Source organism: Roseateles sp. 22389, from assembly GCF_052044995.1.
GTDB lineage: Bacteria > Pseudomonadota > Gammaproteobacteria > Burkholderiales > Burkholderiaceae_C > Roseateles.
The window spans coordinates 155,657-175,344 of the sequence record NZ_JBQEOF010000002.1 but is presented as its reverse complement, the minus strand read 5'-3'; the positions used below and the strand labels follow the sequence as shown (position 1 = coordinate 175,344).

The window sequence follows — 19,688 nt, the reverse complement described above, 5'->3', positions numbered from 1 at the left end:
GGCGGAAATGCGACGGGGAATGAAAAAAAGGAATGCAGCCCGGGGGGAATGCCGCGGGGAGGTCGGGAGGAAAAGCAGCTCCGAAAAGCAGAAAGCCACCCGAAGGTGGCTTTCAAGCGGGGCCTGAAACGGCGGGCGTCAGATCACGAAATCTTCCAGCTTGGCGCCGCCGGAGATCGCGGCCTTGAGCCACTTGGGTTGCAGGCCGCGGCCGCTCCAGGTTTCGCCAGTCGCCTGGTTGCGGTACTTGGCCGCCACCTTGGACGACTTCGCCGTCCCGGTCTTGGCCGCGCGCGCGGTCAGGTCGGCGACCGACAGGCCGTATTCCTGCATCAGCGACTTGACCTTGGCGATCGCGTCGGAACGCTCACGTTCCTGGGTTTCGGCGATTTGCTGTTCGAGGGCGGCCCGCTGGGCCAGGAGGTCTTTGAGCGATGCCATTTATGCAATTCCTCGCGTAGTTCAACAGCTCCCCGGAAAGGGATTGCCGCATTATAGGCAGGGAATCGAGTATCACCGCAAGGGGGTAAATGCCCGGTTCTCGGGCTGTCCCGCATTTCCTGGGGATTTCAGCGCCGGTCTGTCAAAAATCGTGTCGGCCGTGGCACGAATTGGGGAGGGACGTCCCCGGGCGTGGGCGGGAAATGCCCTAAACCGGGGAGTGGNTGCACCGCCGCGGGGAAATCAGGCCGTCGGCGGCACATATCCGGCGGGTTGTTCCGCGCCGCCGCCGAAGAAGAACTGCTCCATCTGCCGCGCGAGGTATTGGCGCGCGCGCTGGTCCGCCAGATTCAGGCGGTTTTCGTTGACCAGCATGGTCTGGTGCTTCATCCAGGCCGCCCAGGCTTCCTTGGAGACGTTCTCATAGATGCGCTTGCCGAGTTCGCCGGGATAGACGGGAAAGTCCATGCCTTCGGCTTCCTTCTTCAGATAAACGCATTGCACGGTGCGGGCCATATCAAACCTCGATGTTCAGAAAGTGGGGGGAAGGGACGTCGCCGGGCGGGTTGCGCCGGCGGCGCCGGGTCAGCTGAGTTTCTTGACCAGGACCTGCGAGCGGCGGTCCCAGTTGTATTTGCGCTTGCGTTCCTCGGGCAGCCAGTTCGGGTCGACCGGCTGGAATCCGCGCTTGATGAACCAGTGCATGGTGCGCGTGGTCAGCACGAAGATGCTGGTCAGGCCCATCGCCTTGGCGCGCTGCTCGATGCGCTTGAGGATGCGCTCGCCATCGCCTTGGCCCTGCACGGCGCTGGACACGGTGAGGGCGGCCATTTCGGCGGTGCGCGCTTCCTGGTAGGGATGCAGCGCCGCGCAGCCGAATATCACGCCGTCGTGCTCGATGACGGTATAGGACTCGATGTCGCGCTCGATTTCGCTGCGCTCGCGCTTGACCAGCGTGCCATCGCGCTCGAACGGTTCGATCAGCGCGATCAGGCTGCCGATATCGTCGTGGGTCGCCTCGCGCAGGCTTTCGAGTTTCTCGTCGACCACCATCGTGCCGATGCCGTCGTGGGTATAGACCTCCTGCAGGATCGCGCCATCGACGGCGAAAGGCAGGATGTGCGAGCGCTCGACGCCCGATTCGCAAGCCTTCACGCAGTACTTCAGGTAGAAACCGACGTCGGTCGGCTGCGTCGGCGGCGGCAGTTTCGCGATCAGGCGTTTGGCGTCGGCCAGCGCGAGTTCCGTGTCGATCGCGCTTTCCGGATCGTCGGGGTTTTCGCGCACGCCCTCGACCTCGGTCATGAACAGCAGCTTGTCGGCCTGCAGCGCGATCGCGGTTTCGGTCGCGACGTCCTCCATCATCAGATTGAAGGCGTCGCCGGTGGGCGAGAAACCGAAGGGCGACATCAGCACGATGGCGCCGATATCGATGGCGCGCTGGATCGCGGCGGCATCGACGCGGCGCACGATGCCGGAGTGCTTGAAATCAACGCCGTCGACGATGCCCACGGGGCGCGCGGTCAGGAAATTGCCCGATACGACGCGCACCGTGGAATTGGCCATCGGGGTGTTGGGCAGGCCTTGGGAAAACGCCGCCTCGATTTCGAAGCGCAATTGGCCGGCGGCTTCCTGGGCGCTGTCCAGCGCGATGCCGTCGGTGATGCGCATGCCGTGGCTGTATTGCGGCTGGTGGCCCTTGAGCGCGAGCTGCTCGTTGACCTGCGGGCGGAATCCGTGGACCAGCACGATCTTGATGCCCATCGCATGCATGATGGCCAGGTCCTGGACGAAGCTGTTGAGCTTGCCCGCCGCGATCATTTCCCCGGTCATCCCGACGACGAAGGTTTCTCCGCGATACGCATGGATATAAGGGGCCACCGCGCGAAACCACGGCACGAAGGTATGGGGGAAGACCAGGCTCATGGGCGCGGATTGTGCAACAGGCTGTCCCCCCAACGCGGCGGGAAGGTCACTTGCGGGACACCGTCCGGCGGCGGAGCATGGCGCCTCCACAACACCCCCCGGAGCGAGACGATGGAAGTCTTCAAGACCCATGGCGCCTTCAGCTGGTCGGAGCTGCTGACCACCGATCCGAAGAAGGCCTCGGAGTTCTACGGCAAGCTGTTCGGTTGGAAGATCGACGTGATGCCGATGCCCGGCGGGCCAGCGGAGGCGCCGCCGTATTACCTGATCAAGACCGCCAAGGGCGGGGACGACGCGATCGGCGGGCTGATGGCCTGTCCGCAGCAGGGCATGCCGCCGGCCTGGGGCGTGTACGTGACCGTCGACAACGTCGACGAGACGGTCGCGCAGGCCAAGGCGATGGGGGCCAAGGTGCTGATGGAGATCATGGAGGTGCCCACCGTGGGACGGATGGCGACGCTCCAGGATCCGCAGGGCGCGGTGATCAACGTGATCACCTACGCCGAGATGCCAGCAGCCTGACGACCGGCTCCCGCTTGCGGGGCGCGAGATAATCCGCGCCCCGTGAGTCAGAACACCAACGCCCCCGCTCCGGCGGCTCCGAAGACGGACCGCGCCCCGCGTCCGCCGCGTCGCCCGCGCCAGCAGGCCGCTCCTCGGCCTCCCGCTCCCGCCAACCCGATCCCGCCGATCGAGTTCCCCGAATCGCTGCCCGTCTCCGGCCGCCGCGAGGAGATCATGCGGGCGCTCGCCGAGCACCAGGTCGTGATCGTCTGCGGCGAGACCGGCTCGGGCAAGACCACGCAGCTGCCCAAGATCGCGCTGGCCATGGGCCGCGGACGCGGCAACGGCGGCGGCCTGATCGGCCACACGCAGCCGCGCCGCATCGCCGCCTCCAGCGTCGCCAAGCGCATCGCCGAGGAGCTCAAGTCGCCGCTGGGCGACGTGGTCGGCTACAAGGTCCGCTTCCAGGACCGGCTGCAGCCCGGCGCCTCGGTCAAGCTGATGACCGACGGCATCCTGCTGGCCGAGACCCAGACCGATCCGCTGCTCCAGGCCTACGACACGCTGATCATCGACGAGGCCCACGAACGCAGCCTCAACATCGATTTCCTGCTCGGCTACCTGCGCGAGATCCTGCCGCGCCGGCCCGACCTGAAGGTCATCGTGACCTCGGCGACCATCGATGCGGACCGCTTCGCGCAGCACTTCGCGTCGGCCAAGGGACCCGCGCCGGTGCTGATGGTCTCCGGCCGGCTGTTCCCGGTCGAGCAGCGCTACCGCCCCTTCGAGGAGTCCCGCGAGTACGACGTCAACGACGCCATCTGCGACGCGGTCGACGAACTCTGGCGCGAAGGGCGCGGTGACGTGCTGGTCTTCCTGCCCGGCGAGCGTGAGATCCGCGAGGCCGCCGAAGCGCTGCGCAAGCATCACCCGCCTGGCGTGGAGGTGCTGCCGCTGTTCGCGCGTCTGTCCGAGCAGGAGCAGAACCGCGTCTTCCAGCCGCACGGCCAACCGCGCATCGTGCTGGCGACCAACGTCGCCGAGACCTCGCTGACGGTGCCCGGCATCCGCTACGTGATCGATCCCGGCCTGGCGCGCGTCAAGCGCTACAGCTACCGCAACAAGGTCGAGCAGCTGCAGATCGAGAACATCAGCCAGGCCGCCGCCAACCAGCGCGCCGGCCGCTGCGGCCGCGTCAGCAACGGCATCTGCGTGCGGCTCTACGAGGAGAAGGATTTCCTCGGCCGGCCGCGCTTCACCGATCCCGAGATCCTGCGCAGCTCGCTGGCCGGTGTGATCCTGCGGATGAAGGCGCTGCATCTGGGCCAGGTCGAGGACTTCCCCTTCATCGAGCCGCCGCCGCGCAAGGCCATCGCCGACGGCTACCAGCTGCTCAACGAGCTGGGCGCCGTCGACGAGCGCAACGAGCTCACGCCCATGGGCAACGAGCTGTACAAGCTGCCGCTGGACCCGCGCGTGGGCCGCATGATCCTGGAGGCCCGCAAGCGCGACGCGCTCAGCGAGATCCTGATCATCGCCAGCGCCCTGTCCGGCCAGGACGTGCGCGACCGCCCGGCCGAGCAACAGCAGCAGGCCGACGAGAAGCACAAGAAGTTCGACGACGAGAAGTCGGAGTTCATGGGCTACCTGAAGCTGTGGAAGTGGCTCGGCGACGCGCGGGGAGGGGAAGGGGAGCACAAGCTGTCGGTCCGCAAGCAGGAGCAGCTGCTGCGCGACAACTTCGTCAGCCCGCGCCGCGTGCGCGAGTGGCGCGACATCTACTCGCAGCTGCACACCGTGGTGGCCGAGCACGGCTGGCGCCTGAACGGCGCGCCGGCGACCTACGAGCAGGTCCATCTGTCGATGCTGGCTGGCCTGCTGGGCAACATCGGCGTCAAGGCCGATGACGACGACTGGTACCTGGGCGCGCGCGGCATCAAGTTCTGGCGTCATCCGGGCGCGCACCTGAGCAAGAAGCCGGGCCGCTGGATCGTCGCAGCGGAGCTGGTCGACACGACGCGGCTGTTCGGGCGCGGCATCGCGGCGATCGAGCCGCAATGGCTGCCGGGCATCGCCGGCCACCTGATCAAGACCCAGCTGCTGGAGCCGCACTGGGAGAAGAAGGCGGCCGAGGTCGTGGCGCTGGAGCGCGCGACGCTCTACGGCATCGTGCTCTACAACAACAAGCGCGTGAACTTCGGCCGCATCGACGCCGCCGCCGCGCGCGAGATCTTCATCCGCGAGGCGCTGGTCAATGGCGACTGGGAGACGCGGCTGCCCTTCCTGGCGCACAACCAGAAGCAGATCGCCAAGGTCGAGGAGCTGGAGCACAAGTCGCGCCGGCAGGACGTGCTGGTCGATGACGAACTGATCTACGCCTTCTACGACCAGCAGCTGCCGGCCGACGTGTACTCGGGCGCGACGCTGGAGAAGTGGTACCGCGAGGCCAGCAAGGCCGATCCCAAGCTGCTGTACCTGAGCCGCGACGAGCTGATGCGGCACGAGGCCGCCGGCGTCACCAGCAATGCGTTCCCGAAGACGATCCGGCTGGGCGGCGTCGATTGCACGGCGACCTACCTGCATCAGCCCGGCGATGCGCGCGACGGCCTGACCGTCACCGTGCCGATCTACGCCTTGAACCAGGTCAGCGACGAGCGCACCGACTGGCTGGTGCCCGGCATGCTCGAGGCCAAGGTCACCGCGCTGCTCAAGAGCCTGCATCAGAAACCGCGCGCGCGGCTGACGCCGTTGCCCGAGTTCGTCGCCGAGTTCGTCGAGCTGCATCCCTTCGCCCAGGGCAACCTGGTCGAGGTGCTGCTCAAGGCGGTGAAGGAGCACACGCAGCTGGCGGTCCAGCGCAACGACTTCAAGCTCGAGCAGGTGCCCGCTCACCTGTTCATGAACCTGCGCGTCGTCGACGAGCACGGCCGCCAGCTTGGCCAGGGCCGCAACCTGGCCACGCTCAAGGCGGAACTCGGCGGCCAGGCCCGCTCCGCCTTCCAGGCCCTCGCCGCGCTGAAGCTGCAATCCTCGACCCCGTCGAACGACGCCGCCACCAGCGCCGATGCCCGCACCGACGCCGGCGCAGGCACGGCCGCAGGCGCTGGCGCGGGTCTGAACTCCCTCTCCCGCTCGCGGGAGAGGGCAGGGGTGAGGGCAGCGGTCGCCGAAGGACCAGCCTCTTCCTCAGCCGCCCAAGCCTCCCGCGGCATCAAGGCGACGGTGGCTCCGCCGCCCAAGCCCGCCGCCGAAGCGACGAAAACCTTCACGGCCTGGACCTTCGGCGAGCTCCCCGAGCTGATGGAGATCCGCAAGGGCGCCCAGACCCTGATCGGCTTCCCGGCGCTGATCGACAAGGGCGCGCACGTCGAGATCGAAGTCTTCGACGAACCCGAGCTCGCCGCCGCGAAGCACCGCGCCGGCCTGCGCCGCCTGATCGCGCTGCAGCTCAAGGAGCCGCTGAAGTACCTCGAGAAGAACATCCCCGACCTGACCCAGATGGCGGTCGCCTACATGAGCCTGGGCACCGCCGAGGAACTGCGCGACCAGATCGTCGCTGTCGCCCTGGACCGCGCCTTCCTCGCCGACCCGCTCCCCACCGACGAATTCAGCTTCAAGGCCCGCATCGAGGAAGGCCGCGCGCGGCTCAACCTGATCGCGCAGGAAGTGGCGCGGCTGGCGTTCAACGTCCTGCTCGAGTACCAGGGCGCGCTGCGCAAGCTCAAGGACACGCGCTCGGCCTCCAAGGAGGTCGTCGACGACATCCAGTCGCAGCTGCAGCGCCTGATGCCCAAGCGCTTCGTGCTGCAGACGCCCTGGAGCCAGTTGCAGCACTTCCCGCGCTACCTCAAGGCGATCACGCTGCGGCTGGACAAGCTGCGCGCGGACGCGGCGCGCGACGCCAAGCTGCTGTCGGAGCTGCGGCCGCTGGAGCAGCGCTGGTCGCGCCGCGTGGCGGAACTCAAGGGCACGCCGGATGCCCGGATCGACGATTTCAGGTGGCAGCTGGAGGAGCTGCGGGTGAGCCTTTTCGCACAGGAACTGAGAACGCCGCAGCCGGTGAGCGTCAAGCGCCTGGAAAAGGTGTGGTCCCAGTTACAAAACTGAGCGGAGAATCGCCCCTACTTCTCCAGGCGAGGACATCGGGTTTTCGGTCCAATCCAAGCTACAAAAGGTCCGTGGCCCCCGCACCACCGGGTGTCGCTCATCGCTCGTGTCTGACAACAACACAACATCCACCGCCGCCCCGATGCGGCGCTTCGGCCGCTTCGAGCTGCGCGCGCTCCTGCACAAGAGCCAGCGCTCGATGCTGTGGGTGGTGTTCGACCCGGCGTCGGGCCAGGACATGTACCTGATGATGCCGCGCGAGAAGCCCAACAGCGAGGCGGCGATGCTGCACTGGCTGAAGACGGTGGACGGGGCCTCGCGGATCCATCATCCCAACCTGGCCCATGTCATCGAGACCGGCCGCGTCGATCCCTGGCCCTATGTCGCCTACGACCGCGCCCTCGGCGAGACGCTCGAGGAGCGCCTGGCGCGTGGCGGCCCGCCGCTGCCGCTGGACGCGGCCGGCTGGGCCGCCCAGGCGCTCGAGGGCCTGGCCTTCGCCCACGAGGCCGGCCATGCGCACCGCGACATCCAGCTCGCCCACCTCGTCGTCGACGGCTCCAACCATGTGCGCGTGCTGGGCCTGGAAGTGGCGCAGGAGATCGTCCCCGCGAGCGCCGATTTCAACGCCGCCACCCGCCGCGCGGTGCGCGAGGCGGCCGAGGAGGATGTCGTCAGCATCGGCCTGCTGCTGCACCGCCTGCTGACCGGCAAGCCGGTGCTGGACGAGCCCGACCTGCAGGCCGTGCTGCAGCGCATGCAGCCGCAGGGCCACGAACTGGTGCGCCTGGGCTGGGAAACCCCGTATCCGATCCCCGAGCCGCTGCGCGCGATCGTCAACCGTGCCAGCGACCGCCAGACGCGCCAGCGTTATCACCTGGCGCGCAGCTTCTGGCGCGCGCTGGACGGCTGGCGCCAGTCGGCCGAGCAGGACGACGGCGGCCCGATCGCGCTGCTCAAGGACAAGATGCAGCGCTTCGGCCATCTGCCCAGCACCTCGACGCGGCTGGTGACGACGGTGGCCTCGTCCTCGATGGAATCGCAGCACGGCAGCCAGCTCGCGGCGATGGCGCTCAAGGACATGGCGCTGTCGCTGGAGCTGATCCGGCGCGTCAACAACGCGCTGCGGCAGCAGGGCCCGACCAGCGGCGGCACGGTGCTGAATCTGCAGCGCGCGATCGCGATGCTGGGCCTGAACGGGCTGGAGGACGCGGCCCGCGCGCTCAAGCCCTGGCCCGGCCCGATGAACGACGGCCAGGCGCAGTTCATGCAGAGCGTGATGCGCCGCGTGCAGCGCGCCGGCCAGGTGTCGCAGGCGCTGCGGCCGGCGGGCTATGACGGCGAGGTCGTGTATCTGATCTCGCTGATGCAGAACCTGGGCCGGCTGCTGGTGCAGTACCACTTCCCGGACGACGCGCAGCAGATCCGCCAGCTGCAGGTCGCGCCCGAGGCGACCGAGGACAACCCCAATCCGCGCGGCATGAACGAGCAGTCGGCCGCCTACGCGGTGCTGGGCTGCGACCTGGAAAGCCTGGGGCTGGCGGTGGCCCGCTACTGGGGCCTGGGCGACGAGCTGCAGCACATGATGCGCCGCCAGCCGCAGGAGGCGCCGGTGCGCCATGCCGATGGCGACATCGAGCTGCTGCGCCTGACCTGCAGCCTGGCCAACGAGCTGGTGGACGCGCTGGCCGCGCCGGAGCGCAAGCGGCAGGCGGCGATCGAGCTGGCGACGCGGCGTTATGCGCGCGCGCTCGGCCTGGGCTTGCGTGAGATCTACGACGCGCTCGGCGCCAGCGGCGCGATCGCCGACGCCGGCGACAGCGGCCTGGGCGCGATGACCGATCCGTCGATCGGCGCGGCCGCGACCGCGGCGCCGCGCTCCCGGCTGCGGGAGCGCGCTGAATCGGGCGCCCCGGCGAGCGTGCCGGCGGCGGCTCCGTCCGCCGGGGCGGCGCCCTCGGCCACCGCGCAGGCCTCGTCCTCCCTGACGACACCCTCGCCAGGGACGCGCGCGCCCGAGCCCGGCAAGGATCGCCCATGAGCGCCATGCCGCCCGCCGTCGGGCGCTTCAAGCCGCTGCGCAGCCTGGGGCAGGGCGCCCAGGCGACGGTGTGGCTGGCCCATGATCCGCGGCTGGACCGCGAGGTGGCGCTGAAGGTGCTGACCCAGGCGGTGGACCGCGCCAGCGTCGATGCCTGGCTGCATGAAGCGCGCGCGGTCAGCCGGCTCACGCATCCCAACATCGTGCCGGTCTTCGAGGCCGACATCGAGGCGGGCCAGACCTACATGGTCTTCGAGTACGTGCCCGGCGGCACGCTGACCGAGCGCCTGCGCCAGCGCGGCCGCCTGCCCGCGCGCGAGGCGGTGACGCTGATGCTGGGCATCCTGGACGGGCTGCACGCGGCCCATCAAGCCGGCGTCGTGCACCGCGACCTGAAACCGTCCAACATCCTGATCGACTCGACCGGCCGGCCCAAGGTGATGGACTTCGGCATCGCCGGACGCGTGGCTGCTGGCGGCACCGCGGCCAGGCCCAACCGCATCGTCGGCACGCCGGGCTACATCTCGCCGGAGGCGGCGCGCGGCGATGCGCCCTCGCCGGTGATGGACGTGTTCGCGGCGGCCGTGATGCTCAGCGAGATGCTGTCCGGCCAGCGCCTGAACTACGACCCCGATCCGTGGCGCGCGGTGCGCCGCGCGATGGAGCAGACGCTGGACCCGCCCGCGGACCTGGGCCCGGACAGCGACGACGCGCTGCGCGCCGTGCTGCTGCGCGGCCTGGCGCGCGAGTCGGCGCAGCGCTGGTCCGATGCCAAGGCCTTCCACGACGCGCTGGCCGCCTGGCTGCATCCCGCCGGCGAGGCCCCCGACGCCGGCGAGGGCGGCAACGCGACGCTGGAGTTCCTGCTGCGCCGCATGCGCCATCGCAGCGACTTCCCGGCGATGGCCGATTCGGTGGCGCGCATCCAGCGCATGACGCAGTCGGACAACGAGAGCCTCACCACGCTCTCCAACGAGATCCTCAAGGACGTGGCGCTGACCAACAAGCTGCTGCGGCTGGTCAACACGGTGCAGTTCAGCCACGCTGGCGGCGGGCACATCAGCACGGTGTCGCGCGCGGTGGCGCTGGTGGGCTTCGGCGGCATCCGCAATCTGGCGCTGTCGCTGGTGCTGCTGGAGCGCATGGAGAACAAGCATCACGCGCAGCGCCTCAAGGAGGAGTTCCTGCGCGCGCTGATGGCGGGCTCGCTCGCGCGCGAGCTGTGCCTGGTGCCGCGCGAGAACGAGGAGTCCTTCCTCGCCACGATGTTCCAGGGGCTGGGTCGTCTGCTGGCCGAGTTCTACCTGCCCGAGGAAGCGCAGCAGGTGCGCCGCGTCGTGCGGCCCGAACGCGGCATGGGCGAGCAGGCCGCGCCGCCGATGAGCGAGGCCGCGGCCTCGGCGCAGGTGCTGGGGCTGAGCTACGAAAGCCTCGGGCTGGGCGTGGCGCGGCAGTGGGGCTTCCCCGACAGCCTGCAGCGCAGCATGCAGCGGCCCGACGGCGATGCGCCGGCGCGGCTGGTCGAGCATTCGACGGACCGCATGCGCTGGCTGGGCCGCGCCAGCAACGACGTGGCCGACGTGATCCTGAACAGCGATCCGGCCGAGGCCCATGCCAAGGTGCGCGCGATGGCGCAGCGCTACGCGCGCGCGCTGGGCGTCGAGGCCAAGGCCTTCGAAGCCGCGGCCGACCAGGCGCGGCAGCGGTTGACGCAGCTGGCGCAGGCGATGGACATCAAGCTGGCGAAGAACTCGCCCGCGCAGCGGCTGCTGGCGCCGCTGACGCCGTCGGCGGAGGATTCGCTGTCGCCGCACCAGCTGCAGGCGACGATGGTCGAAGGGGCGCCGGCGGGCGGCGTCATCTCGGCGGAGCAGGCGGCGGCGACGCTGGCCGCCGGCATCCAGGACATCACCAACGCCATGGTCGAGAGCTTCAAGCTCAACGAGATCCTGCGGATGATCCTGGAGACGATGTACCGCGGGCTGGGTTTCCGGCGGGTGATCTTCTGCCTGCGCGATCCCAAGACCGAGACGCTGACCGGCCGTTTCGGCCTGGGCGAGGGCGTCGAGGCGGTGGTGCCGAGCTTCCGCGTGCCGCTGCGGGTCATGCCCGGCATGCCGGCCGACCTGTTCACGGCCATCTGCACCAAGGGCGTGGACACCCTGATCGCCGATGCCTCGCAACCCAAGATCGCCGAGCGGCTGCCGGCGTGGTTCCTGAGCGGCGCGAAGGCGCACAGCTTCCTGATCCTGCCGATGGCGCTGCGCGGCGCGCCCTTCGCGATGATCTACGCGGACAAGCCCGAACCGGGCAGCGTGGTGCTCGACGAGAAGCAGCTCTCACTGCTGCGCACGCTGCGCAACCAGGCCGTGATGGCCTTCAAGCAGGCGAACTGAGCCCGGCCCGCTTCGCGGGGGGGGCACCGCCGCGTTCGTGAGCGGCTTCACGGATCGTCCTTCCGGGCAGGGCCGCGCCCCGCGAAACCTTGATATTTCCGGCCGAACCGCGCTGCCGGGCCCTCATGGCTTGTCACTGACGCGCCGCCATGCATCAGCCATGGCGACGACAGTCATCCATGAAGGGAAATCCAATGAAGCACGAATTGAAGAAGACGCTGGTTCTGCTGCCGCTGGTGGCCGCGCTGACGGCCTGTGGTGGTGGCGGGAGCGACAGCAGCCCCGTCGACACGACCCGGAGCGCGGACGGCGCGGGCACCGGCCAGCCGGCCACCGACGGCGACACCAAGGACACGCCCACCACGCCTGCGGTGGCAGAGCTGTTCCACATCTCGCCTCGTGGCACGACCGCGCGCTACCTGCTGCTCGGCACCAGCCTGCAATCCACCGGGGCGCTGGAGACCCTCGAGCAGCAACCGACGGGCGGCGTCGTGGCGATGAACGCCCACACGCTGACGGGCCCGGACCTGTCGGTGGCGGACATCGCCGGCGACGAGACCTTCGCGCAGGGCCGGTGGGCCAAGGGCACGGCGCTGGCCGCCGGCAACACCTCGACCCTGGGGGGCGCGCGCAACGCCGCCTACCACTACGTCGTGCACCTCCCCGCGACCCATCTCCCTGCCGGCGGCACGCTCCGGTGCGATGCCGGCACGTTCACGCGGCCCACGGTCATCAGCAACCCCTCGGCGCCGGCGCTCGGTGTCGCGACCGGGTCGGCCGCGCTGAGCTTCAACGACGCGGGCGCCGTGGTCGACGTGTCGCTCACCGCGACCGCCGGTCACCGCACCGGCACGGTGTCGACGACCGGACGAACGATCGCACCCGGCGCCTCGGCCGTCACCGGGAACTTCTTCAGCCAGGGCGACGGGATGATGCTGACGCTGGGCGACAGCGGCAACGGCAAGTTCCGCATCATCGCGGCCTATGAAGTGACGGCGGGCGGCGATGCGGCCTATCGCGGCATCGCCACCTTCCTCTGCACGCGATGACCCTCCGGGCGGGCGCCATCGGCCCGCCTGCTCGATCGAAGCCGGCCTCGCGCCGGCTTCGTCGTTGCTGCTGCGTCGCGGGGACAGGGCCGGTGCCGGTTCTGCCCTCGGCGCCACCCAGGCCGCCCGGCGAGCATCGCCTTTGACATTTCCCTTCATTCCGCGCTCCAGGCGAGCGAGCAGCTCTCTTCATTCCGCGACTAACCGCCGCGCTGTGCATCCGCACGGCGACCACGAACATCAACGATTGGAGATCTCATGAAAGCTGGAATGACGAAAGCCCTGGCGGTGCTGCCGCTGATCGCGGCACTGGCGGCCTGCGGTGGCGGTGGTGGAGATTCGGGGACGGCCACGCCCGCGGGACTGCAGGGCGCCGGTGATGCCAGCCGCCCCAAGGTGAAGGCGGCTTTCGTGAAGGGCGCGACGGCGCGCTACCTGATGATCAGTTCGTCCGCGCAGAACGCGGGCCGGCTCGAGACCATCGAGCAGCAGACGACGGGCGAGGTCATCACGATGAACGGCAACGCGCTCAGCGGCATCGACCGCGCGATCGCGGACGTCGCCGGCGACGTGTCCTTCGCCATCGGACGCTGGACCCACGGATCGACCGTGATCGGCAGCAGCACGAAGACCCTCGGCGCGACCGGCACCGCCGTCCATTACGCGGTGTACAACGCGCCGGACGCGTTCCCCACGAGCGGCAGCTTCTCCTGCGACGCGGGCCAGTTCACCGTGCCCACCCTGGACGTCGCCCCCGGCACCGAGGTCGGACAGGCCAAGGGCTCGGCCTCGCTGAGCTTCGACGCCTCGGGCGCGCAGCTGGATGCGTCGATCACCGTGACGCTGGCCGACGGCAGCACCGGCACGGAATCCGCCATCGGTCGCAAGCTGAGCTCGCCGACGACGATCACCTACACCGGCGGCATGCTGGGCGGCTCGTCCGGCCTGCAGCTCACCACGGCGCAGGGCCTGGATGCCAGCAAGCAGGCGGTGATCGTCGGGTATGTGGTGAAGGTCGGCGCGAGCAAGTACCGCGGCGTCGCGATCTTCAACTGCTCGAAGTGAGCCCGAAGAGGCGGCGCCCGTGAGGGACTCCGCCGCTGACGAAGCCGGCCTTGAGCCGGCTTCGTCGTTCAAGGGAGACTGGAAAGAGGGACGAGGGCTCAGCGGCGGGGGCCGTAATGACCCGGGATCCAGCGCCGGCCTCCGCCGCGCGTGTCCCAGTAGCCGTCGATCCAGATCGTGCCGGTGACGGGCACGACTTCCGTGTAGCCGGGGCCCCGGTCGTAGCCGTAATAACGATGCGCCGGGACCACGACGCAGCCGGTCAGGCTCGCGACCAGCGGCGCGGCGGCCAGGGCGAGCAGCAAGGGACGAAATGTGCGCATGAGGAACCTCCAGCAGGTCTGCATGCGTTTGAGAACGTACCGCCGCAGTGCCTCGCTGACGCGCCGGGCGGGACATTACCGGCCCGACAACAAGTAACGGCGCGTGCCATAGACTGCGCCGATGCTGACCGTCCACCACCTCAACAACTCCCGCTCGCAGCGGGTCCTGTGGCTGCTCGAGGAACTCGGGCTTCCCTACGAGATCAAGCCCTACCAGCGCGATCCCAGGACGATGCTCGCGCCGCCCGAGCTGCGCGCCGTGCATCCGCTGGGCAAGTCGCCGGTGATCAGCGACGGGGGCCTGGTGATCGCTGAGTCCGGCGCGATCCTGGAGTACCTCGTCGACCGCTACGGCGAAGGCCGCTTCAAGCCTGCCGCCGGCACGCCCGAGGCGCTGCGCTACCGGTACTGGATGCATTACGCCGAGGGCTCGGCGATGCCGCCGCTGCTCCTGAAGCTGGTCTTCGACCGCATCGAACGCGCGCCCGTGCCGTTCTTCGTGAAGCCGATCGCCCGGGGCATCGCGGCGAAGGCCAAGGCGAGCTTCGTCCAGCCGCAGATCGACAACCACATGAACTACCTGGAAGCGGAACTCGGTCGCAGCCCCTGGTTCGCCGGCGCGGATTTCAGCGCCGCCGACGTGCAGATGAGCTTCCCGCTCGAGGCCGCGGCGCAGCGAGGCGGCGCCGTGGCACGGCAGCCGCGCATCACCGAATTCCTCCAGCGCATCCATGCCCGGCCCGCCTACCAGCGGGCGCTCGAGCGCGGCGGCCCCTACGCGCTGGCCTGAGCGGGCGGTCATCCCCTGGATGACGGATGCGCGGGGGAGGGGCGGGTGCCAGACTGCCGCCGTCCGGGTCCCCCCGGCGGGAGCACGCCATGTCCCTCCTTACGCCCTCGCAGATCCGCACCGCCCAGGCGATCGTCAACCTTTTCGAGACCGGTCATGTGCTGGGCGACTACGGCCAGGTGACCGTGCTGGAGGGCGATCCGGGGCGGCTGACCTATGGCCGCTCGCAGACGACCCTGGGGTCGGGCAAGCTGGTCGAGCTGCTGCGGCAGTACGCCGGCAACCCGGGCGCGCAGTTCGGGGCCGCGATCGGCGACTGGCTGCCGGCCCTGGCGGCCGCCGGTGCGGCGCTCGACACCGACCAGCGCCTGCACAACCTCCTGCGCGCCTGCGCCGACGACCCGGTGATGCGCGAGACGCAGGACCTCTTCTTCGACGAGCACTTCTGGCAGCCCGCCGCGCGCGCGGCCGGGAAGCTGGGCATCGTGTCGGCGCTGGGCACGGCGGTGGTCTACGACAGCTTCGTGCACGGCTCCTGGGCGCGGATTCGCGCGGCCACCGATGCGCAGGTCGGCGCGATGGCGGCGCAGGTGGGCGAGCAGGCCTGGATCGACGCCTACGTGCGGGTGCGCCGCCAATGGCTGGCCACGCACAGCATCGCGATCCTGCGCGGCACGGTCTACCGGATGGATGCGTTCCGGCGGCTGATCGACCTCGGCCAATGGGGCCTGCCCTTGCCGCTGGTGGTGCGCGGCGCCGAGATCTCGATGACGACGCTCAACGGCACGCCGCCCGGCTGCTACGACGGGCCGGCGCCCGGCAGCCGCGCGCTGTCGGTCCAGGCGCCGCTGCAGCGCGGGCTCGACGTGCGGCGGGTGCAGCTCGCGCTGTCCGGGCTGGGCGCGGACATCAAGGCGGATGGCGTTTTCGGTGGCGCCTCGATGCGCTGCGTGCAGGAGGTGCAACGCGCGCGTGGCCTGCCGGCGACCGGCGTGGCCGACATCGCCTTCATCGGCGCGCTGCTCGGCTGAGGCGCGTCGCCATGCGCGCGCCCGACGATCCGTCGCCGCGTCCTCGGGCCGGTCGGCCGCGGCGACGGTCCTGCGTGGCGCGTCCCGTGCCGGCTCGTCGCGCCGACGCGCGCCGACGAGCACGGCCCGCGGTGGCGACCGCGTCTTCGGGTCGCCGAGCGGGGTGGCCGCGCTCCGCGGCGGGGCGATCCGTGCGCCGGCCGTCACCGTGCCGGAGGAGCCGTCCGTCGCGATCGTCACGGTGACGGCCGCTATAGTCCCGCCTCCTCCGCATTCCTGCCGGCGTCCGCCGGTGCCCGTCGCCGTCCATGCCCATCGCCGACATCCGCGCGGCGATCGAGGCCGAACTGGTCGCGACGCCCGAGTTCTACGACTTCCGCGTGCTCCGCAGCGAGCCGGACGGCGCCTGTTGGCGGGTGACGCTCGAGGCGGGTTACGTCTACGCCGAGGGCCAGCGGCCCGGGCAGGCGTCGGCGCAGACGTTGCTCGACGAGCGGCTGGAGGGCGCGTCCGCCTGGTGGGGCGCGCCGGCCAAGGGCGGCGCGAGCGTGCGGGCGGTGGTGGTCGAGGACGACCAGCTCGTGCTGCAGGACGCGAGCGTGCCGCCGCCGGGGGAGGGGCACCTGATCCGGATCTATCCGCCGCGCTTCCTGCAGGCCGTGGCCGACGCCTGGCGCGATGACGCCTGGGCGCGCCGCGCCGCGGACTGCTGGCCGGGCCTGTCCGCGCCCGCGGCTCATCCGGCCGGACCGCGCCTGGACGGCTCGCCGTTCCGCTGGCTGCGGCCGGCGCAGCGACAGGCGCTCGGCTTGGTTGCCTTCGAGAATGCCTTCCTGTGGGGACCGCCCGGCACCGGCAAGACGACGACGCTGGGCGTGCTGGTCGCCGAGTACCTGGACCGTTGCCCCGCGGCGCGGGTGCTGCTGCTGTCGACCACCAACCAGGCGGTCGACCTGGCGACGCTGGCGGTGGACAAGGCGCTCCAGAAGGGCCGCCGCGAGGCCTTGCGCGGGACGATCCGCCGGCTCGGCTCGCGGTTCGATGCCCAGGCCTATGCCGGTCGCGAGCACTTGATCCCAAGTCCCGGCACCCCGTCGCAGCAGGTGATGCGGCAGTGCCGGCTCGCCACGATGACGACGACGCGCGCGGTCTTCACGCTGAAGACCCTGAGCGAGCTCGCTTCGCCCGATGCGCCGTCGGAAACGTCGACGGCGATGCCGCCCTTCGACCTGGTGGTCTTCGACGAGGCGAGTCAGGTCAGCCTGGCCCATGCGCTCGCGCTGATGCCGCTGGGGCGGGCGCGCCTCTTCGCCGGCGATCCGCGGCAGCTGTCGCCGGTGCTGCGCGGCGACGACCGGCTGGCGCGGCTCTGGCTGGGGCGGTCGCCGTTCGCGGCCATGCCCGGCGGCGGGCATGGCGGGGCGGCGGTGGCCATGCTCGACGAGCAATCGCGCATGGCGCCCCCGATCGGCGCGCTGGTCAGCGACCTGTTCTACGACGGCGCGCTGCGCGTGGCCGAGGAGGCGTTGGCGTCGGCGGACTGGCTGGCCGCGCGCTCGCGCGCGCTGGGGGACATCCCGGCGGAGGTCCATGTGGCCGTGCGGCGCGTGACGCGGGAGGGCGGTTGGTCCGCCAAGGACCGCGGGCCGATCCGAAGGGAGTCGGCCGACGCGATCGCCGTCACCATCGCCGAGGCGCTGGCCAGCGACGCCTGGGCGCCGCACGAGCTCATCGTGCTCACGCCCTTCCGCGCGCAGCGCGCGCTGATCCGGCAGCGCCTGGCGGCGGCGGGCGTCGACGACGGGGTGCGGGTCAGCACCGTGCACCGCGCGCAGGGCAGCGAGGCGCCGGTGGTGTTCTTCGATCCGGCCGACGGGACCCAGCCCTTCCTGCGCACGGACGAGGCGCGGCGCTTGCTCAACGTCGCGCTGAGCCGCGCGCAGGCGAAGGTGGTGATCTACCTGTCGCCGGCGGACCTGACGAACGAGGTGCTCGCCCCCATCGTCCAGCGCCTGCGGCTGGCGGGCGATGCGCGCGAGGCCGTGCCGCTGTCGACGCTCGCCCGAGCGGCGGACTTTCCTTTCAACACGCGCGGATTGCGGATCGCCGCGGGACGGCTGGTCGGCGAGGTCGACCGCATCGCCGCGGACGGCGCGCGCTTCTGGGTCATCCACGAGAAGAGCGGCAACGCGGTGGAGATCGACGCGGCGTTCTGGCGGGAGCGGGCGGTGCGGGGGTGAGCGCCCCATGAGAAATGCCCCGCGAGCGGGGCGTTTCGATCCAGCGGTCGGCCGGGAATCAGACCGGCACGCGGCGCAGCATTTCCACGCCGACGTCGCCGTTGGCGACTTCGCGCAGCGCGGTCACGCCGGGCTTGTTCTTCGACTCCAGCTTCGGCGCGTGGCCTTGGCTCAGCATGCGGGCGCGATAGGTCGCGGCGAGCACCAGCTGGAAGCGGTTCGGGATCTTGGTCAGGCAGTCTTCGACGGTGATGCGGGCCATGCGGGTTCCTGAGGGGACGGGGTTACTCGATGAGGTCGAGCGCGCGGAACACGGTCGACCGGTTGCGGCGCTGGGTCGCGTATTTTAGCCGCTGCGCCTGGACGATGGCCTTCAGGTCGAAAAGCGCCGTCTCGAAGACGGCATTGATGACCACGAAATCGAAGTGTTTCGCCTGCGCGACTTCCTCCCGGGCGGTCTGCATCCGCTTGGCGATCACCGCTTCCTCGGTGTCGCCGCGCCGGACCAGGCGCTGCTTCAGTTCCTCCCAGCTCGGCGGCAGGATGAAGATCAGCACCGCATGCGGGAACAGCTGCTTGATCTGCAGCGCGCCCTGGTAATCGATCTCCAGCACGACGTCGTCGCCATGCGAGATGCGCGCCTCGATCGCCGCGCGGGAGGTGCCGTAGAGGTTGTCGTGGACCTGCGCCCATTCGAAGAACTCGCCGCGGTCGACCATGGCCCGGAATTCCTCCGGGGTGACGAACAGGTATTCGCGGCCGTGCTGTTCCTGGCCGCGCGGCGCGCGCGAGGTGTGCGAGACGGAGACGCTCAGCTTGGCGTCCAGTTCCAGCAGCGCCTTGACGAGGCTGGATTTGCCGGCACCGCTGGGAGCGGCGACAACGAAGAGATTGCCCGGGTATTCCATCGCGCGATTTTATAGAGGACGGCGTGAAGGCCTCGACAGGCCGCCCGGCGGCGGGCCGCGGCGACCGCGCACTCGTTCACGCCGCCGCAGGCGCGGGGCGCCGATCCGCAATACTGGCGCGATGCAGCAGATCGATTTCATGGAGAGCCCGGTCCTCGTGGCGCGGCAGCTCATCGGGTGGACGGTGCTGGTGGACGGTGTCGGCGGCGTCATCGTCGAGACCGAGGCCTATGACCAGGACGACGAGGCCTCGCATTGCTTCGTCGGCCTGACGCCGCGCAACGCGGCGATGTTCGGTCCACCGGGGCATGCGTACGTGTACCGGAGCTACGGCCTGCACTGGTGCCTGAACTTCGTGTGCCGTCCCGAGGGCCACGGCGCCGGCGTGCTGATCCGCGCGCTCGAACCGACGCATGGCATCGACCGCATGGCCGAACGGCGCGGCACCGCGGTGCCGCGCCTGCTCGCCTCGGGGCCGGGGCGGGTCGGGGAGGCCCTGGGCATCGATCGCTCGCTGGGCGGGGCCTCGCTCGACGCGCCGCCGTTTCAACTGCTGCCGCCGTCGCGCCAGGCCGAGGTGCTTTGCGGGACCCGCATCGGCATCAGCAAGGCGGTCGATCGCCCCTGGCGTTTTGTCGCGGCGGGCTCGCGCTTCCTCAGCAAGCCGATGAAGGGGTAGGGCCCCGCACGCGCGTGGGAGGTCTTCAGTGACCCAGAAAAAACACCCCGGACGTCGCCGTCCGGGGTGAATGAGTTGCGTGTGAGGGGACTCGCACGACAACCCCTGGAACCGCCTGTCCGCGTCGCTTCAGTCGGCGCGCCGATGCTTTCGCCTGACGACTGCTTGAAACGCGAGCGGAAGGACCT

16 protein-coding genes are annotated in these 19,688 nt (G+C 70.1%); 10 read left to right on the top strand and 6 right to left on the bottom strand.

Translation table 11 applies throughout. The annotated features are described in order from the left end of the window. Positions 1 to 138: 138 nt before the first annotated feature. The 3 genes from ACTJKJ_RS03855 to argA all read right to left on the bottom strand — a co-directional run bounded on the left by ACTJKJ_RS03855 (position 139) and on the right by argA (position 2,367). Complete coding sequence (locus ACTJKJ_RS03855) at positions 139 to 441, bottom strand: H-NS histone family protein (protein WP_091723182.1); 303 nt, start codon at positions 439 to 441, stop codon at positions 139 to 141. 243 nt (positions 442 to 684) lie between these two features. Further along, entirely contained in the window at positions 685 to 957 is a 273-nt protein-coding gene (locus tag ACTJKJ_RS03850; protein ID WP_091723184.1) for an oxidative damage protection protein, read from the bottom strand. Between the two features lie 69 nt (positions 958 to 1,026). Then, entirely contained in the window at positions 1,027 to 2,367 is a 1,341-nt protein-coding gene (argA, locus tag ACTJKJ_RS03845; RefSeq protein ID WP_091723187.1) for an amino-acid N-acetyltransferase, read from the bottom strand. 111 nt (positions 2,368 to 2,478) lie between these two features. Here argA and ACTJKJ_RS03840 point away from each other — a divergent pair, with 111 nt between their 5' ends. The 6 genes from ACTJKJ_RS03840 to ACTJKJ_RS03815 all read left to right on the top strand — a co-directional run bounded on the left by ACTJKJ_RS03840 (position 2,479) and on the right by ACTJKJ_RS03815 (position 13,529). Further along, a complete protein-coding gene (locus ACTJKJ_RS03840) occupies positions 2,479 to 2,889 on the top strand; it encodes a VOC family protein (protein ID WP_147242218.1) in 411 nt (136 codons plus the stop codon). Between the two features lie 42 nt (positions 2,890 to 2,931). Then, positions 2,932 to 6,978, top strand: a complete 4,047-nt coding sequence (hrpA, locus tag ACTJKJ_RS03835) for an ATP-dependent RNA helicase HrpA (protein WP_440819650.1) — start codon at positions 2,932 to 2,934, stop codon at positions 6,976 to 6,978. 106 nt (positions 6,979 to 7,084) lie between these two features. Further along, the gene (locus tag ACTJKJ_RS03830; protein WP_440819649.1) at positions 7,085 to 9,019 is read left to right on the top strand and encodes a serine/threonine protein kinase; all 1,935 of its coding nucleotides are present in this window, start codon (positions 7,085 to 7,087) and stop codon (positions 9,017 to 9,019) included. Continuing rightward, positions 9,016 to 11,415, top strand: coding sequence for a protein kinase domain-containing protein (locus tag ACTJKJ_RS03825; protein WP_440819648.1), 2,400 nt, complete (start codon positions 9,016 to 9,018; stop codon positions 11,413 to 11,415). The genes ACTJKJ_RS03830 and ACTJKJ_RS03825 overlap by 4 nt, the downstream gene beginning before the upstream one ends. Before the next feature lie 194 nt (positions 11,416 to 11,609). Then, complete coding sequence (locus ACTJKJ_RS03820; RefSeq protein ID WP_440819647.1) at positions 11,610 to 12,464, top strand: hypothetical protein; 855 nt, start codon at positions 11,610 to 11,612, stop codon at positions 12,462 to 12,464. A gap of 270 nt (positions 12,465 to 12,734) precedes the next feature. Then, positions 12,735 to 13,529, top strand: a complete 795-nt coding sequence (locus ACTJKJ_RS03815) for a hypothetical protein (RefSeq protein ID WP_440819646.1) — start codon at positions 12,735 to 12,737, stop codon at positions 13,527 to 13,529. Positions 13,530 to 13,627: 98 nt separating this feature from the next. On the opposite strand, the gene ACTJKJ_RS03810 is transcribed toward ACTJKJ_RS03815, so the two are convergent. After that, positions 13,628 to 13,852: a YXWGXW repeat-containing protein gene (locus tag ACTJKJ_RS03810; RefSeq protein WP_147242997.1), complete on the bottom strand. Its 225-nt coding sequence runs from the start codon at positions 13,850 to 13,852 to the stop codon at positions 13,628 to 13,630. Positions 13,853 to 13,973: 121 nt separating this feature from the next. On the opposite strand from ACTJKJ_RS03810, the gene ACTJKJ_RS03805 reads away from it, so the two are divergent. From ACTJKJ_RS03805 to ACTJKJ_RS03795, 3 genes are all read left to right on the top strand, one after another. Beyond that, the gene (locus ACTJKJ_RS03805) at positions 13,974 to 14,642 is read left to right on the top strand and encodes a glutathione S-transferase family protein (RefSeq protein WP_091723202.1); all 669 of its coding nucleotides are present in this window, start codon (positions 13,974 to 13,976) and stop codon (positions 14,640 to 14,642) included. Positions 14,643 to 14,731: 89 nt separating this feature from the next. Next, positions 14,732 to 15,673, top strand: a complete 942-nt coding sequence (locus ACTJKJ_RS03800; protein ID WP_440819645.1) for a chitosanase — start codon at positions 14,732 to 14,734, stop codon at positions 15,671 to 15,673. 308 nt (positions 15,674 to 15,981) lie between these two features. After that, a complete protein-coding gene (locus ACTJKJ_RS03795; protein WP_440819644.1) occupies positions 15,982 to 17,913 on the top strand; it encodes a DEAD/DEAH box helicase in 1,932 nt (643 codons plus the stop codon). Between the two features lie 58 nt (positions 17,914 to 17,971). Here the strand turns inward: ACTJKJ_RS03795 and rpoZ are convergent, their stop codons facing one another. Both rpoZ and gmk read right to left on the bottom strand, forming a co-directional pair. Next, positions 17,972 to 18,175 carry a DNA-directed RNA polymerase subunit omega gene (gene rpoZ / locus ACTJKJ_RS03790; RefSeq protein ID WP_058936171.1) on the bottom strand — a complete coding sequence of 68 codons (204 nt, stop codon included), beginning with the start codon at positions 18,173 to 18,175 and terminating at the stop codon, positions 17,972 to 17,974. Positions 18,176 to 18,197: 22 nt separating this feature from the next. After that, positions 18,198 to 18,821 carry a guanylate kinase gene (gene gmk / locus ACTJKJ_RS03785; RefSeq protein WP_091723212.1) on the bottom strand — a complete coding sequence of 208 codons (624 nt, stop codon included), beginning with the start codon at positions 18,819 to 18,821 and terminating at the stop codon, positions 18,198 to 18,200. Between the two features lie 121 nt (positions 18,822 to 18,942). On the opposite strand from gmk, the gene ACTJKJ_RS03780 reads away from it, so the two are divergent. Then, entirely contained in the window at positions 18,943 to 19,500 is a 558-nt protein-coding gene (locus ACTJKJ_RS03780; protein ID WP_183478575.1) for a DNA-3-methyladenine glycosylase, read from the top strand. Positions 19,501 to 19,688 lie beyond the last annotated feature (188 nt).